The sequence below is a fragment of the uncultured Pseudoramibacter sp. genome (assembly GCF_903789625.1).
Classification (GTDB): Bacteria; Bacillota; Clostridia; order Eubacteriales; family Eubacteriaceae; genus Pseudoramibacter; species Pseudoramibacter fermentans.
This window is the reverse complement of sequence record NZ_CAIFFF010000008.1, coordinates 36,329-48,960: the sequence shown is the minus strand read 5'-3', so window position 1 is coordinate 48,960 and position 12,632 is coordinate 36,329. Positions and strand designations below refer to the sequence as shown.

26 protein-coding genes are annotated in these 12,632 nt (G+C 48.4%); all 26 read right to left on the bottom strand.

Annotated elements, in window-relative coordinates; translation table 11 throughout:
- Positions 1-127 precede the first annotated feature (127 nt).
- The 26 genes from rplQ to rplV all read right to left on the bottom strand — a co-directional run bounded on the left by rplQ (position 128) and on the right by rplV (position 12,613).
- Complete coding sequence (rplQ, locus tag QZX60_RS06050; protein ID WP_295362398.1) at positions 128-469, bottom strand: 50S ribosomal protein L17; 342 nt, start codon at positions 467-469, stop codon at positions 128-130.
- 4 nt (positions 470-473) lie between these two features.
- A complete protein-coding gene (locus tag QZX60_RS06045) occupies positions 474-1,430 on the bottom strand; it encodes a DNA-directed RNA polymerase subunit alpha (protein WP_295362396.1) in 957 nt (318 codons plus the stop codon).
- A gap of 66 nt (positions 1,431-1,496) precedes the next feature.
- A complete protein-coding gene (gene rpsD, locus QZX60_RS06040; protein ID WP_295362394.1) occupies positions 1,497-2,126 on the bottom strand; it encodes a 30S ribosomal protein S4 in 630 nt (209 codons plus the stop codon).
- 17 nt (positions 2,127-2,143) lie between these two features.
- The gene (rpsK, locus tag QZX60_RS06035; RefSeq protein WP_154575583.1) at positions 2,144-2,533 is read right to left on the bottom strand and encodes a 30S ribosomal protein S11; all 390 of its coding nucleotides are present in this window, start codon (positions 2,531-2,533) and stop codon (positions 2,144-2,146) included.
- Positions 2,534-2,547: 14 nt separating this feature from the next.
- Entirely contained in the window at positions 2,548-2,922 is a 375-nt protein-coding gene (gene rpsM, locus QZX60_RS06030; protein ID WP_154575584.1) for a 30S ribosomal protein S13, read from the bottom strand.
- Positions 2,923-3,106: 184 nt separating this feature from the next.
- Positions 3,107-3,220 carry a 50S ribosomal protein L36 gene (rpmJ, locus tag QZX60_RS06025; RefSeq protein ID WP_013781731.1) on the bottom strand — a complete coding sequence of 38 codons (114 nt, stop codon included), beginning with the start codon at positions 3,218-3,220 and terminating at the stop codon, positions 3,107-3,109.
- Between the two features lie 22 nt (positions 3,221-3,242).
- On the bottom strand, positions 3,243-3,470 hold the full coding sequence (gene infA / locus QZX60_RS06020) for a translation initiation factor IF-1 (RefSeq protein ID WP_295362390.1): 228 nt from the start codon (positions 3,468-3,470) through the stop codon (positions 3,243-3,245).
- A 13-nt stretch (positions 3,471-3,483) separates the two neighbouring features.
- Entirely contained in the window at positions 3,484-3,786 is a 303-nt protein-coding gene (locus QZX60_RS06015; RefSeq protein ID WP_295362388.1) for a KOW domain-containing RNA-binding protein, read from the bottom strand.
- 13 nt (positions 3,787-3,799) lie between these two features.
- Positions 3,800-4,555, bottom strand: a complete 756-nt coding sequence (gene map, locus QZX60_RS06010) for a type I methionyl aminopeptidase (RefSeq protein WP_295362386.1) — start codon at positions 4,553-4,555, stop codon at positions 3,800-3,802.
- A 51-nt stretch (positions 4,556-4,606) separates the two neighbouring features.
- Complete coding sequence (locus QZX60_RS06005) at positions 4,607-5,248, bottom strand: adenylate kinase (protein WP_295362384.1); 642 nt, start codon at positions 5,246-5,248, stop codon at positions 4,607-4,609.
- Positions 5,249-5,284: 36 nt separating this feature from the next.
- Positions 5,285-6,544: a preprotein translocase subunit SecY gene (gene secY / locus QZX60_RS06000; protein WP_295362381.1), complete on the bottom strand. Its 1,260-nt coding sequence runs from the start codon at positions 6,542-6,544 to the stop codon at positions 5,285-5,287.
- Complete coding sequence (gene rplO / locus QZX60_RS05995; protein WP_295362378.1) at positions 6,544-6,987, bottom strand: 50S ribosomal protein L15; 444 nt, start codon at positions 6,985-6,987, stop codon at positions 6,544-6,546. The genes secY and rplO overlap by 1 nt, the downstream gene beginning before the upstream one ends.
- 12 nt (positions 6,988-6,999) lie before the next feature.
- Positions 7,000-7,182, bottom strand: coding sequence for a 50S ribosomal protein L30 (gene rpmD / locus QZX60_RS05990; RefSeq protein ID WP_154575590.1), 183 nt, complete (start codon positions 7,180-7,182; stop codon positions 7,000-7,002).
- Between the two features lie 10 nt (positions 7,183-7,192).
- On the bottom strand, positions 7,193-7,699 hold the full coding sequence (gene rpsE / locus QZX60_RS05985; protein ID WP_295362373.1) for a 30S ribosomal protein S5: 507 nt from the start codon (positions 7,697-7,699) through the stop codon (positions 7,193-7,195).
- 16 nt (positions 7,700-7,715) lie between these two features.
- Positions 7,716-8,084: a 50S ribosomal protein L18 gene (gene rplR / locus QZX60_RS05980; RefSeq protein WP_295362370.1), complete on the bottom strand. Its 369-nt coding sequence runs from the start codon at positions 8,082-8,084 to the stop codon at positions 7,716-7,718.
- Positions 8,085-8,138: 54 nt separating this feature from the next.
- On the bottom strand, positions 8,139-8,672 hold the full coding sequence (gene rplF / locus QZX60_RS05975; RefSeq protein ID WP_295362367.1) for a 50S ribosomal protein L6: 534 nt from the start codon (positions 8,670-8,672) through the stop codon (positions 8,139-8,141).
- A gap of 20 nt (positions 8,673-8,692) precedes the next feature.
- Positions 8,693-9,091 carry a 30S ribosomal protein S8 gene (gene rpsH, locus QZX60_RS05970; protein ID WP_295362364.1) on the bottom strand — a complete coding sequence of 133 codons (399 nt, stop codon included), beginning with the start codon at positions 9,089-9,091 and terminating at the stop codon, positions 8,693-8,695.
- Positions 9,092-9,120: 29 nt separating this feature from the next.
- On the bottom strand, positions 9,121-9,306 hold the full coding sequence (locus tag QZX60_RS05965) for a type Z 30S ribosomal protein S14 (protein WP_295362361.1): 186 nt from the start codon (positions 9,304-9,306) through the stop codon (positions 9,121-9,123).
- Between the two features lie 11 nt (positions 9,307-9,317).
- Positions 9,318-9,857 carry a 50S ribosomal protein L5 gene (gene rplE / locus QZX60_RS05960; protein WP_295362358.1) on the bottom strand — a complete coding sequence of 180 codons (540 nt, stop codon included), beginning with the start codon at positions 9,855-9,857 and terminating at the stop codon, positions 9,318-9,320.
- 14 nt (positions 9,858-9,871) lie between these two features.
- Positions 9,872-10,195, bottom strand: a complete 324-nt coding sequence (gene rplX / locus QZX60_RS05955) for a 50S ribosomal protein L24 (protein WP_295362355.1) — start codon at positions 10,193-10,195, stop codon at positions 9,872-9,874.
- A gap of 12 nt (positions 10,196-10,207) precedes the next feature.
- Entirely contained in the window at positions 10,208-10,576 is a 369-nt protein-coding gene (gene rplN / locus QZX60_RS05950; protein WP_295362352.1) for a 50S ribosomal protein L14, read from the bottom strand.
- Positions 10,577-10,596: 20 nt separating this feature from the next.
- Positions 10,597-10,854 (bottom strand): 30S ribosomal protein S17, encoded by a 258-nt coding sequence (gene rpsQ / locus QZX60_RS05945; RefSeq protein WP_154575599.1) that lies wholly within the window; start codon positions 10,852-10,854, stop codon positions 10,597-10,599.
- A 13-nt stretch (positions 10,855-10,867) separates the two neighbouring features.
- A complete protein-coding gene (rpmC, locus tag QZX60_RS05940) occupies positions 10,868-11,077 on the bottom strand; it encodes a 50S ribosomal protein L29 (protein WP_295362346.1) in 210 nt (69 codons plus the stop codon).
- Positions 11,074-11,508, bottom strand: coding sequence for a 50S ribosomal protein L16 (gene rplP / locus QZX60_RS05935; protein ID WP_295362343.1), 435 nt, complete (start codon positions 11,506-11,508; stop codon positions 11,074-11,076). The genes rpmC and rplP overlap by 4 nt, the downstream gene beginning before the upstream one ends.
- Before the next feature lie 14 nt (positions 11,509-11,522).
- On the bottom strand, positions 11,523-12,251 hold the full coding sequence (gene rpsC / locus QZX60_RS05930; RefSeq protein ID WP_295362340.1) for a 30S ribosomal protein S3: 729 nt from the start codon (positions 12,249-12,251) through the stop codon (positions 11,523-11,525).
- A 17-nt stretch (positions 12,252-12,268) separates the two neighbouring features.
- Positions 12,269-12,613 carry a 50S ribosomal protein L22 gene (gene rplV, locus QZX60_RS05925; RefSeq protein WP_295362337.1) on the bottom strand — a complete coding sequence of 115 codons (345 nt, stop codon included), beginning with the start codon at positions 12,611-12,613 and terminating at the stop codon, positions 12,269-12,271.
- Between the last annotated feature and the right edge of the window lie 19 nt (positions 12,614-12,632).

Here is a 12,632-nt window from a genome sequence, read left to right as displayed (position 1 = left end):
CCTTTGTATTTCGTCAATCTGACGATTAGTTCCGCATGCCATTATAATACAAAACCCAAAACTTGCAAAATAAAAAAGACCAAAGTCCGAAGACTTCAGTCTTGATTCTTAAGCTCACGCAAATGGCTTAGACCATTTCGATGATGGCCACTTCTGCAGCGTCGCCGCGGCGCGGTCCCATCTTGTAAATGCGTGTGTAGCCGCCGTTGCGGTCTGCGTATTTCGGTGCGATTTCTTCGAAGAGCTGAGTGACCACATCTTCACTTGTGATGTAGGCCAGAGCCTGTCTTCTTGCGTGTAAATCGCCGCGTTTTCCTAATGTCACCATTTTTTCAGCCATTCTTCTGACTTCTTTTGCGCGGTGCAGCGTCGTCTGGATGCGACCCTGTTCCAGAAGTGCAGTGGTTAAATTTCTGAGCATGGCTTTTCTTTGGGCGGATGTTCTTCCCAGTTTTCTGTAACCAGCCATTCTATTACTCCTTCGTTTTATCTTCCTGACTCAGAGACAGGCCCATTTCAGCAAGCTTGCGTTTGATTTCGTTCAAGGACTTGCGGCCAAGGTTGCGGACCTTCATCATGTCTTCTTCTGTTTTCTGAGTCAATTTTTCAACTGTATCGATATTTGCCCGTCTCAGGCAGTTGCTCGAACGGACGGAGAGTTCCAATTCTTCGATGGACATTTCCTTGATCCGTTCTTTTTCATTTTCTTCGCGTTCAACCATGGTTTCGACGTATTCCGCTTCTTCTGTCAGGTCGATGAAAAGTTTCAGGTGGTCGTTCATGACCTTCGCCGAAAGCGACAGTGCTTCTTCCGGCGTCATCGTCCCGTCTGTCCAGATTTCGAGCGTCAGCTTGTCGAAGTCCGTGACCTGACCGACACGCGTATCTTCAACCCGGAAAATGACTTTCCGAATCGGTGAGAAAATTGAATCCATCGGCAGTGTGCCAATGGGCATCCCGTCGTACTTATTCTTTTCTGACGGTCTGTAGCCCCGGCCCTTTTCCAGCTTCATTTCCATATTCAGGACGGCGTCGTTGGCCATCGTACAGATATGCATGTCTGGATTGATGATTTCCACTTCCGGCCCACAAATGATATCCCCAGCGGTGATTTCGCCTTCGCCTTGAGCTTCAATGCGGATGATCTGCGGTTCGTCGGTGTACATCTTGGCGCACAGGCCTTTAAGATTCAGCAGAATTTCAATAACATCTTCTCTAATGCCTTCAATCGTCGAAAATTCGTGACGAACATCATTAATCTTGACAGATGTAATGGCAACGCCAGGAAGAGAGGAAAGCATGATCCGTCTCAGGCTGTTGCCGAGCGTGGTGCCGTATCCACGTTCAAGAGGTTCGACTGTGTATTTGCCGTAAGTGTTATCTTCGGATCTATCAACATTCTTAATGATTGGCTTTTCGAATTCGATCATATAATCGATACCCTCCTAAAATATAAACAAGACTCCAAAACACGAGGGTTCCAATACGGCCCTAGATTACTTGGAATACAATTCGACGATGAGATGTTCTGCAATTTCAATATCGATATCTTCACGGGTCGGTTTGCTGACAACTTTACCTGCCAGTTTGTCGTAATCGACCGTCAACCATTGAACAATTGCTCTGTTTTCTGTCGCTTCGATGATGTCCTTGAATTTTGTGGATTTCTTGCTGCCGTCTGCAACTGCGATTTCGTCGCCGACCTTGATCTGATAGGATGGCACGTTGACGCGCTTGCCGTTGACAGTGAAATGTCCGTGGAGAACCAGCTGTCTTGCTTCCTTGCGGGAAGTTGCCAGTCCCAGACGATAAACGACGTTGTCCAGTCTTTCTTCGAGTAAGAATAACAGGTTGTCCCCTGTGATCCCCTGCTGTTTTTCAGCGACGTCGAAATAGTGTCTGAACTGTTTTTCCAGAACGCCGTAAATTCTCTTAACCTTCTGTTTTTCACGAAGCTGCATGCCGTATTCGGAAAGCTTCGCGCGGCGTTTGCCTGCACCACCTGGCGGTGTCGGGCGCTTGTCAAAAGCACATTTGTCTTTTGAATAGCATCTTTCGCCTTTTAAATATAATTTCATGCCTTCGCGTCTGCATTGACGGCATGAAGCTTCTGTATATCTCGCCATACTCTATATACCTCCAATCAGACTCTTCTGCGTTTCGGTGGACGGCAGCCGTTGTGCGGAATCGGCGTGACGTCGCGGATTACTGTGATTTCAAGACCGGCAGCCTGAAGTGCACGAATCGCTGCTTCACGACCGGAGCCAGGTCCTTTAACATTAACTTCAACGCTTCTCAGGCCGTGTTCCATCGCTAATTTTGCGGCTTGTTCGCTGGCCATCTGTGCGGCAAATGGGGTGCTCTTTTTGGAGCCTCTGAAGCCCATTTCCCCAGCGGAAGCCCATGAAAGCGCGTTGCCTGCGTTGTCTGTGATTGTTACGATTGTATTGTTAAAAGAAGATTGAATGTGTACTTGACCGCGTTCAACATTCTTTTTGATCTTTCTCTTTTTAGATCTAACAGCCTTAGCCAATTTTCAACCTCCTATTATGCGTCTTTCTTAGAACGGCCAACAGTTTTCTTCGGTCCCTTGCGGGTTCTCGCGTTGGTTTTGGAACGCTGTCCGCGGACCGGCAGGCCGCGACGATGTCTCATACCGCGGTATGATCCGATTTCGATCAGTCGTTTGATGTTCAAGTTCACTTCTCGGCGAAGGTCACCTTCAACGGTGTATTTTTCATCGAGAATATTACGGAGAGCGCCGACTTCAGCTTCGGTCAAATCCTTGACTCTTGTGTTCGGGTCAATGTTGACTTCCTGAAGAATCTGCTTTGAAGTTGCTCTTCCAATGCCATAGATGTAAGTCAAGCCGACTTCAACACGCTTATCGCGCGGTAAGTCAACTCCGGCAATTCTTGCCATAAGTAGTTTACCTCCTGAATCATGTGTAAATATGATCTGAGCTGCGAAGTGACAATAACAGCCCATGTCCGTCGGATCTGATTCCCTTATTCAGGCAATACGGTGATGGATCCGAACCTCATCTATCAAAAATGTGTTGACAGCCGCTTCCACATTAATGATCAAAAAATAATGTTGGCTTCGATTAGCCTTGTCTTTGTTTGTGCTTCGGGTTTTCGCAAATCACCATGACTTTGCCATGACGTTTGATGACTTTGCATTTTTCGCACATCGGTTTTACAGATGGTCTGACTTTCATGATATTCTCCTTATTTAAATTATTATGACCGGCCTTTTCCGCGCCACACAATGCGGCCACGGTCTAAATCGTACGGAGAAAGTTCCAGAGTAACTTCATCCCCCGGCAAAATGCGGATGTAATTCATACGCAATTTCCCAGAAATATGTGCTGTGACCATATGTCCGTTTTCCAATTCCACTTTGAACACCGTGTTCGGCAGCGCTTCAACAACTTTGCCTTTCAATTCGATCACATTCTTTTTCGACAAAGTATATCCTCCTTCATTTCTGTGTCGCGTTTAGATTTTGCTGGCCATCCTGCGGATAAGCTGAAAGTGCTTTTCGTATCTCACTATTCTGCACTTTTTGACCTGATAACAGCCTATCTTTTATATGATACAGGACTTTGTTCGTTTTTGCAAGATGTTTTATTTTTTTCTTTTTCGGCGATGCAATCTTGCGCAAATCGCCGTCGCACAACGCAACATGATCGCCATCGAGTATCCCAACGACGATCATGTATCTGCCTTTATCTCTGCCTGCTTTCGATCGGACGATCTGTCCGATCTCAATTTCTTTACTCATAAAATAATTTCGATTAATCTTCGACCAGTGTCAGAATTTCTGGCGCGCCTTCTCCGGTGATCCAGATCGTGTTTTCGTAATGAGCGGCGAGCTTGCCGTCATTGGTCACGACTGTCCAGTCGTTGTCCAGCGTGTGGACTTCGTAGGTGCCGACGTCGACCATCGGTTCGACCGCCAAGGTCATATTCTTGAGCAGTCTCGGACCGTGGCCCGGTTTGCCGTAATTCGGAATCGGCGGATCTTCGTGCATTTCCCGGCCGATGCCGTGTCCGACGTAATCTCTGACGACGGAGAAGCCAGCGGCTTCCGCCACCTGCTGAACAGCGTGGCCGATATCAGAAAGGCGGTTGCCTACGTGCGCCTGTTCGATTCCCTTGAAGAAAGAGTCGCGGGTCACATCGATGAGCTTCTGGGCTTCATCTGAAATTTTCCCGACACCCCAGGTTCTCGCCGCATCGCCGACGTATCCGTCCAGCGTCGCGCCGAGGTCGATGGAGATGATATCCCCTTCTTTAAGAACTCGGTCTGACGGAAAGCCATGGACGACTTCTTCGTTAACCGACGCGCAAATTGAATACGGGAATCCGCCGTACCCCAAAAACGTGGGATATGCGCCGTGATCTCTGAAATATTTTTCCGCGACGTCGTTGAGTTCCATCGTTGTGATGCCGGGCTTAATCATATCTCTGAGCAGATTGTGGCATTCGCCGACCAGACGGCCGGCTGCCTTCATCTTTTCAATTTCCTTGTCATTTTTTATCGCAATCATTGTGTCTCACACTTTCCTGTCTATTTGATTCTGTTCCTGAAGGTGCCTCAATTAATTGAGCGCCTTGAAAATATTGGCGGTGACCACACCCACATCCTGATCGCCGTTGACGGTGACGAGAATGTCCTTGCAGCGGTAGTAGTCGATCAACGGTGCGGTTTCCTTGTTGTAGACGTCGAGGCGGTTCTTAACGGTCGCTTCGGTGTCGTCCTTGCGCTGAGTCAGCGTGCCGCCGCAGCGGTCGCAGACGCCGTCTTTTTTCGGCGGATTAAAGGTGACGTGGTAGGATGCGCCGCAGTTGGGGCAGACCCGTCTGCCGACGATCCGGTCAATCAATTTGTCTTCAGGCACTTCAATTGAGAGTGCAAAATCAAGGGGCTTGCCGGTCTTTTCTGTGTAATCAGACAAAGCTGAAGCCTGCGCTACTGTCCGCGGGAACCCGTCGAGCAGGTAACCGTTCTGGCAGTCATCCTTCGCAATACGGTCTTCAACCAACGCGATGACCAATTCATCAGGCACCAGATTGCCCGCGTCCATATAAGCCTTGGCTTTCTTTCCCAAAGGTGTCTGATTTTTGATGTTGTCTCTGAACAGATCCCCGGTGGAAATATGAACAATACCGTATTGATCGGCGATTTTTTTCGCCTGTGTTCCTTTACCTGCGCCCGGAGGGCCCAATAACACGATTCTCATTTGATTTTCACTCCCCATATGTTTCTAAAGAATCTTTTATTTCAAAAATCCCTGATAATTGCGCATCGTCAGCTGAGATTCAAGCTGCTTCACCGTTTCCAGCGCAACCCCGACGATGATCAAAAGGCTGGTCCCACCGAACTGCATGTTGACGCCGCTGATGAAGTGGCCGACGATAATCGGGATGACCGCGATGATCGCGAGGAAGATCCCGCCAAAGAGCGTCAAGCGGTTCATCACCTTAGTGAAGTATTCCACTGTTGGCTTGCCTGGACGAATGCCCGGCACGTAGCCGCCCTGCTTTTTGATGTTGTCCGCAATATCGTAAGGATTGAAGGTGACTGCGGTGTAGAAATACGTGAAGGCCACCGTCAGGATGACGTAAAGAATCGTCGTCAGCGGTGTGCCCCATGCGAAGTATTTCGCGAGCCACTGTGTAAATCCTGAATTCGGGAAAAACTGTCCCAACGTCGCCGGCAGAAGCGTCAGCGATGAAGCAAAGATGATCGGGATGACACCGGCCATGTTGACCCGCAGCGGAATGTGGGTATTCTGACCGCCGTACATTTTTCTGCCGACCACGCGTTTTGCGTACTGAATCGGAATCTTGCGCTGTCCTTCTGTCACCGCTACGACCGCAACAGTCGCCACAATGATGAAGATGATGAGCAGAATCAAGGTGACGATGTTCATCGTCCCGACCTGCATGTACTGGTAGATGTTCTGAATTGCGGTAGGAATGCGGGATACGATACTGATGAAGATGATCAGTGAAATCCCGTTGCCGATGCCGATTTCTGTGATTTTATCCCCAATGTACATCAAAAGCACAGTGCCGGCTGTAACGATTAAAATAACCGTAAAGACTGTGAAGAATGTTCTTTCAACTAACAGCTGTCTGTATGAAAGTGTCATGCCGAGGGCCTGAATAACAGCAAGGACGATCGTTAAATAACGTGTGTACTGAGCGATTTTTTTGCGTCCTTCTTCGCCTTCCTTCTGAAGGTTTTCGAGGGCCGGAATGGCAAACACCAGCAGATTCATAATGATTTCCGCGTTGATATACGGCGTGATCCCCATTGCGAAAATGGTGAAGTTTTCAAAGTTCCCACCGGAAATGATATTGAAAAGTCCAAAGAAGTTGTTGCCGCTGACCAGCGAAGCGAGCTGCTGGCTGTCGATGTACGGAACTGGTATGAATGAGCCTAACCGATATACTAAAAGTAGGAGCAGCGTCATAATAATTTTACGACGCAGCTCCGGTACGCTCCATGCTTTTTTCAGGGTCGCAAGCATTAAATCACCTCGACCTTCCCTCCGGAGGCCTTGATTTTTTCTTCTGCTGTTTTGCTGACTTTATTCACTTTTACAGTTAAAGGCTTGGTGAGTTCGCCTTCGCCTAAAACCTTGACACCTGCTAATAATTTTCTGACGAAGCCGTATTCGAGCAACAGTTCCGGTGTCACAACTGTATTGGCTTCAAAGGCATTGAGTTCGCCGACGTTGACGATGGCGTACTGCTTTTTGAAATGATAATTGGAAAAACCGCGCTTTGGAAGGCGTCTTGCCAGAGGCATCTGACCCCCTTCAAAACCCAGACGAACGCTGCCGCCTGAACGGGATTTCTGACCGTCCTGACCTCTGCCGCCGGTTTTACCTTGGCCGGTCGCGGTCCCGCGGCCTTTTCTCTTCGTGTTTCTTGTAGAACCTTCTGCAGGTCTTAATGTACTTAACTTCATTCAGAGACCCTCCTACGCTTCTTCTTCTACATCGAGCATGAAATCAATTTTGTGAATCATGCCGCGAATCTGAGGTGTATCATCATGGGTCACTGTCTGACCGATCTTGCGCAGACCCAGAGCTTTAACAGTTGCGCGCTGTCTCTGGTTGCGGCCGATCATGCTCTTTTTCAACGTAATGTTTAATTTCGCCATGATAGTCCTCCTAGCCGAGAATTTCTTCTGGTTTCTTGCCGCGTTTTGCCGCAACCTGTTCGACAGTCGTCAGTCTTGACAGACCTTCCATAGTTGCGATGACAACGTTGTGCGGATTGTGTGTGCCGAGGCACTTGGTACGAATATCCTTAATGCCAGCTAATTCGCATACGGCACGGACAGGACCGCCGGCGATAACACCAGTACCGGCTGCAGCAGGCTTCAGCAGAACGCTGCCAGCGCCCTTCTGACCGAGCACCTGATGCGGGATCGTGGTGCCGACCAATGGAACCTTGATCAAATTCTTCTTCGCTGCGTCAACACCCTTGCGGATGGCGTCTGGAATTTCAACAGCTTTACCGGTGCCGACACCGACCAGGCCATTGCCGTCGCCGACAACAACTAAGCAGCTGAAACGCATATTGCGACCGCCCTTGACGGTTTTGCTGACACGGTTGATTTCAACGACTCTGTCCTGAAGTTCGATACCAGATGCGTCAATAAGTTTTCTTTTCATTAACAGACCCTCTTCTTTAGAATTTCAAGCCAGCTTCGCGGGCAGCTTCAGCCAATTCCTTGACACGGCCAGTGTAGATGTAGCCTCCTCTGTCAAAGACGACGTTTGTGATACCAGCATCGAGTGCTTTTTTCGCGACAGCTTCTCCGACTGCTTTTGCAGCATTTTTGTCTCCGCCGTGTTCGACGGCGTTCTTGATGTCAGCTTCGACAGTGGAAGTGGCAACCAGTGTTTTGCCTTCAACATCGTCAATGACCTGAGCGTAGATGTGCTTATTGCTTCTGAATACGCAGAGGCGCGGACGTTCTGCAGTTCCGGAGATTTTTCGGCGTACGCGCAGGTGTCTGTTCTGGCGTACCTTATTCTTATCTTTTTTCTTAATCATTTGTGATCCTTTCTCTTACCCTGTGGAGATAGTCTCAATCGATCAGCCGATCAATTAGCCGGTCTTCCCGACCTTACGTCTGATGTGTTCATCAGCGTACTTGATACCATGCCCCTTGTAAGGTTCAGGCGGTCTCTTGGAGCGCAGCAGCGCAGCGTAAGCGCCAACCGCTTCCTTGTCGATCCCGGATACGATGACGGTGTTTGGACCGTCGGTTTTGGTTTCGATTCCTTCCGGATCTTCCATTTCAACAGGATGGGAGTAGCCTAAGTTCATGACAAGTTTGTTGCCCTTCTTCTGTGCTCTCCAACCAACCCCGCTGATTTCCATTTTCTTTTCAAATCCTTGGCTGACGCCGACGACCATGTTGTGGATCAGCGCTCTGGTGGTGCCGTGGATTGCTTTATGGAATTTGTCGTCAGATGGTCTGGTGACAATGATTTCTTTATCTTCCTGTTTAGCTGTAATGTCTGGGTGTAATTCGCGGGTTAAAGTGCCCTTTGGTCCTTTAACGGTAATGACGTGACCGTCGATTTTGACGTCGACACCGTCTGGAATTACAACCGGTGCATTCCCGATTCTTGACATAATTTCCTCCTCAGATACGCTTACCAGACGTAGCAGACAACTTCGCCGCCGACGCCTGCTTTTCTGGCTTCCTTATCCGTGATCACGCCTTTGGATGTCGACATGATGGCAACACCCAAGCCATTTAATACCTTCGGCACATCTTCTTTACCGACATAGACGCGCAGCCCCGGCTTGGAAATGCGCTTCAGTCCTGCGATAACACGGCTCTTGTCTTCGCCGTATTTCAGTGTGACTTTGATATTCCCCTGATTGCCATTATCAATTGTTTCGTACTTTTCGATATAGCCTTCATCGAGGAGAATTTTAAGAATAGCTTTTTTTTCTTTAGATGCCGGGATTTCGACAGACGCGTGGCCTGCGGTATTGGCATTTCTGATTCTCGTGAGCATATCTGCGATTGGATCAGTCATTGACATGCTTGTTCCTCCTTGTTCCTAAATCCGTATTACCAGCTGGCTTTGCGAACGCCTGGAATTTCTCCCTTGTAGGCTAATTCTCTGAAGCAGATTCTGCAAATCCCGTATTTTCTCAAATAACCGTGCGGTCTTCCGCAAATACGGCAGCGATTGTATTCTCTTGTGGAATATTTCTGCTTGCGCTGCTGTTTCACCTTCATTGATGTTTTTGCCATGAATGATTCTCCTATCTTTCAAAAGGCAAGCCAAGCTGTGCCAACAATTCGTGTGCTTCTTCGTCAGTCTGAGCCGTTGTGACGAACATGATGTCCATCCCGCGGACGGCTTCAACCTTGTCGTATTCGATTTCCGGGAAGATCAGCTGTTCGCGGATCCCGAAAGCGTAGTTGCCGCGGCCATCGAATGAGTGATTGTTCAAGCCGTGGAAGTCGCGGACACGCGGGAGGGCGACGTTGAAGAGCTTATCGCAGAATTCGTACATTCTGTCTGCACGCAGAGTCACCTTTGCGCCGACGCTCTGTCCTTCACGAACCTTGAAGTTAGCAACGGATTTTTTAGCCTTGGTTACGATTGGATGCTGGCCGCTGATGATGCTCAGATCATTGACCGCTGCTTCGAGCAGCTTGGAGTTGTCTTTGCAATCGCCGAGACCCATGTTGATCACGACTTTAACCAGTTTTGGAACCTGCATCGGGTTTTTGTAGCCGAATTTTTCCTTCAGTGCAGGAACGGCTTCATTCACATATTTATCTTTCAGTCTTGTCATTGTGTACTCCTCTATTAATCAAGTTCCGTGCCGCATTTCTTACATACACGGACTTTGGAGCCATCTTCGTTGACTTTGATCCCAGTGCGCACGCCTTTACCGCATTTGTCGCAGAAAAGTAAAACGTTAGAAGCGTCGATGAAGCCTTCCTGTTTTACAATGCTGCCCTGCTGCATCGCCTGATTGGCTTTCTTGTGCTTGGTCTGAATGTTGACACCTTCGACCTTTACGCGGGCGTTTTCGAAATCAACTGCAATGACTTTGCCTGTTTTGCCAAGGTCTTTACCGGAAATAACCTGAACGTTATCCCCTATCTTTACATGTAATTTTCTTGTCATCTGGAAACCTCCTTAAATTACTTCAGGAGCCAAAGACACGATTCTCATGTATTTCTTATCGCGTAATTCTCTGGCAACAGGCCCGAAAATACGGGTTCCGCGCGGGTTCTTGTCGTCGTTGATCAGAACGGCTGCGTTCTGGTCAAATTTGATGTAAGAACCGTCGTTGCGGCGGACACCGCGTTTTGAACGAACAACCACAGCCTTGACCACGTCGCCTTTTTTGACGTCGCCGCCTGGGGTTGCGCTTTTAACTGAAGCGACAATGACATCTCCGATATTGGCATAGCGTCTGCCAGAACCACCGAGTACACGGATGCAGAGCAGTTCCTTTGCACCTGTGTTATCAGCGACCTTCAATCTTGTTTCTTGTTGAATCATCTCTGATACCTCCGTAGTAATTATAATGCCTTTTCGACAATTTCAACGACTCGCCAGTTTTTGTCCTTGCTGAGCTTTCTGGTTTCCATGCATTTAACGGTATCACCGACATGGCATTCGTTGTTTTCGTCGTGAGCTTTAAATTTAACTGTATCTTTTACGCGTTTCTTGTAGAGCGGATGCTTTTTAAAAGTTTCGATGGCAACAACAACTGTTTTGTCCATCTTGTCGCTGACAACTTTACCGATTCGCGTTTTTCTTTCATTACGTTCCATCAGCTATCCTTCCTTCTTATGCCTGGTTAATCCCCATTTTGCGTTCTGTCAAAATGGTTTGAATACGGGCGTAAGTCTTCTTGACTTCCCGAATCCGCATCGGATTTTCGAGCTGACCCGTTACACTTTGAAAACGCAAATTGAACAGTTCTTCTTTCAGATCTGCTAATTTCGCATTCAATTCTGTATCGTTAAGACTTCTTAATTCTTTAATCTGCTTGCTCATGCGTTTTCACCTGCTGCTTCCTGGTCAACCTTTTTGATGACCTTTGTTTTAATTGGCAGTTTGTGCTGCGCCAAGCGCAGAGCTTCCTTTGCCTGTGCTTCCGGAATGCCGCCAATTTCGAACATCACGCGGCCGGGTTTGACAACAGCTACCCAGTATTCCGGTGAACCTTTCCCTTTACCCATACGTGTTTCAGCCGGCTGAGCTGTAACAGGCTTGTCCGGGAAAATCTTGATCCAAACTTTACCACCGCGGCGGGTGTATCTGGTCATGGCGACACGAGCCGCTTCAATCTGATTTGAAGTGATCCATGCCGGTTCCAGAGCCTGGATGCCAAAATCGCCGTATGAAACGGTGTTGCCGCGCATGGCCTTGCCCTTCATGCGGCCTCTATGTTGTTTTCTGCGTTTTACACGCTTAGGCATTAACATCTCAACATCCTCCTTTACGCATCAGTGCGGGGTGCTGCCTTGCGGCGGTTATTGTTCTTTCTTCCCCCGCGTTTGTCGTCAGCTTTCTGAGCTTCGGCCAGAATATCTTCACGGCCGGTTAAAATTTCGCCCTTATTGATCCAGACTTTGACGCCGATTTTTCCGTAAGTGGTGTCTGCTTCTGCAAAACCGTAGGAAATGTCAGCACGAAGGGTCTGCAGCGGCACATTGCCTTGTGCGTAACCTTCTTTTCTCGCCATTTCTGCACCGTTCAAACGGCCGGAAACCAATGTCTTGATTCCCTTTGCGCCGGCGCGCATGGTTCTCTGGATACATTGTTTCATCGCACGTCTGAAAGAAATTCTTCTTTCGAGCTGGCCGGCGATGTTTTCAGCGACGAGCTGCGCATCCATGTCGATGTTCTTGACTTCGACGATATTGATGTAAACCGTCTTTTTGATCATCTTTTCGAGTTCGAGGCGAAGGGCTTCGATGCCTGCGCCGCCGCGGCCGATGATCATCCCCGGTTTAGCGGTGTAAATGTGAATTCTGACTTTGTTTCCGAATCTTTCGATGACAATGTTGGAAACACCAGCCTGGAACTGGCTTTTCTTAATGTATTTGCGAAGCTTGTTGTCTTCGATCAGGTTGTCAGCGAAATCTCTATCATTCGCATACCATTTGGCATTCCAGTCTTTGATGACGCCTACGCGAAAACCAAATGCGTTTACTTTTTGACCCAAATTGATTTACCCCCTAATTATTCATTAGAATCTGCTTCTTTTAAAACGGCAGTGATGATGGACGTTCTCTTTTTGATCGGGAATGCGCGGCCCTGGGGACCTGCCTTCCAGCGTTTCAAAGTTGGGCCCTGGTTTGCCGAAATCTGAGCGATATACAGGGTGTCTGTATTCATGTTGTGATTGTTTTCCGCGTTTGCGTAAGCAGAAAGTACGACCTTTTCGATGATTCTAGCGGCCTTGTTCGGCGCTAACTGTAAGATCGAAAGTGCTTCTCCGACACTCTTGCCTCTGATGGCATCAGCGACGAGCTTGGCCTTTCTGGATGAAACACGGACGTTTTTTGCGGTTGCTTTAGCTTCCATTGATTTCCTCCTTTAAGGC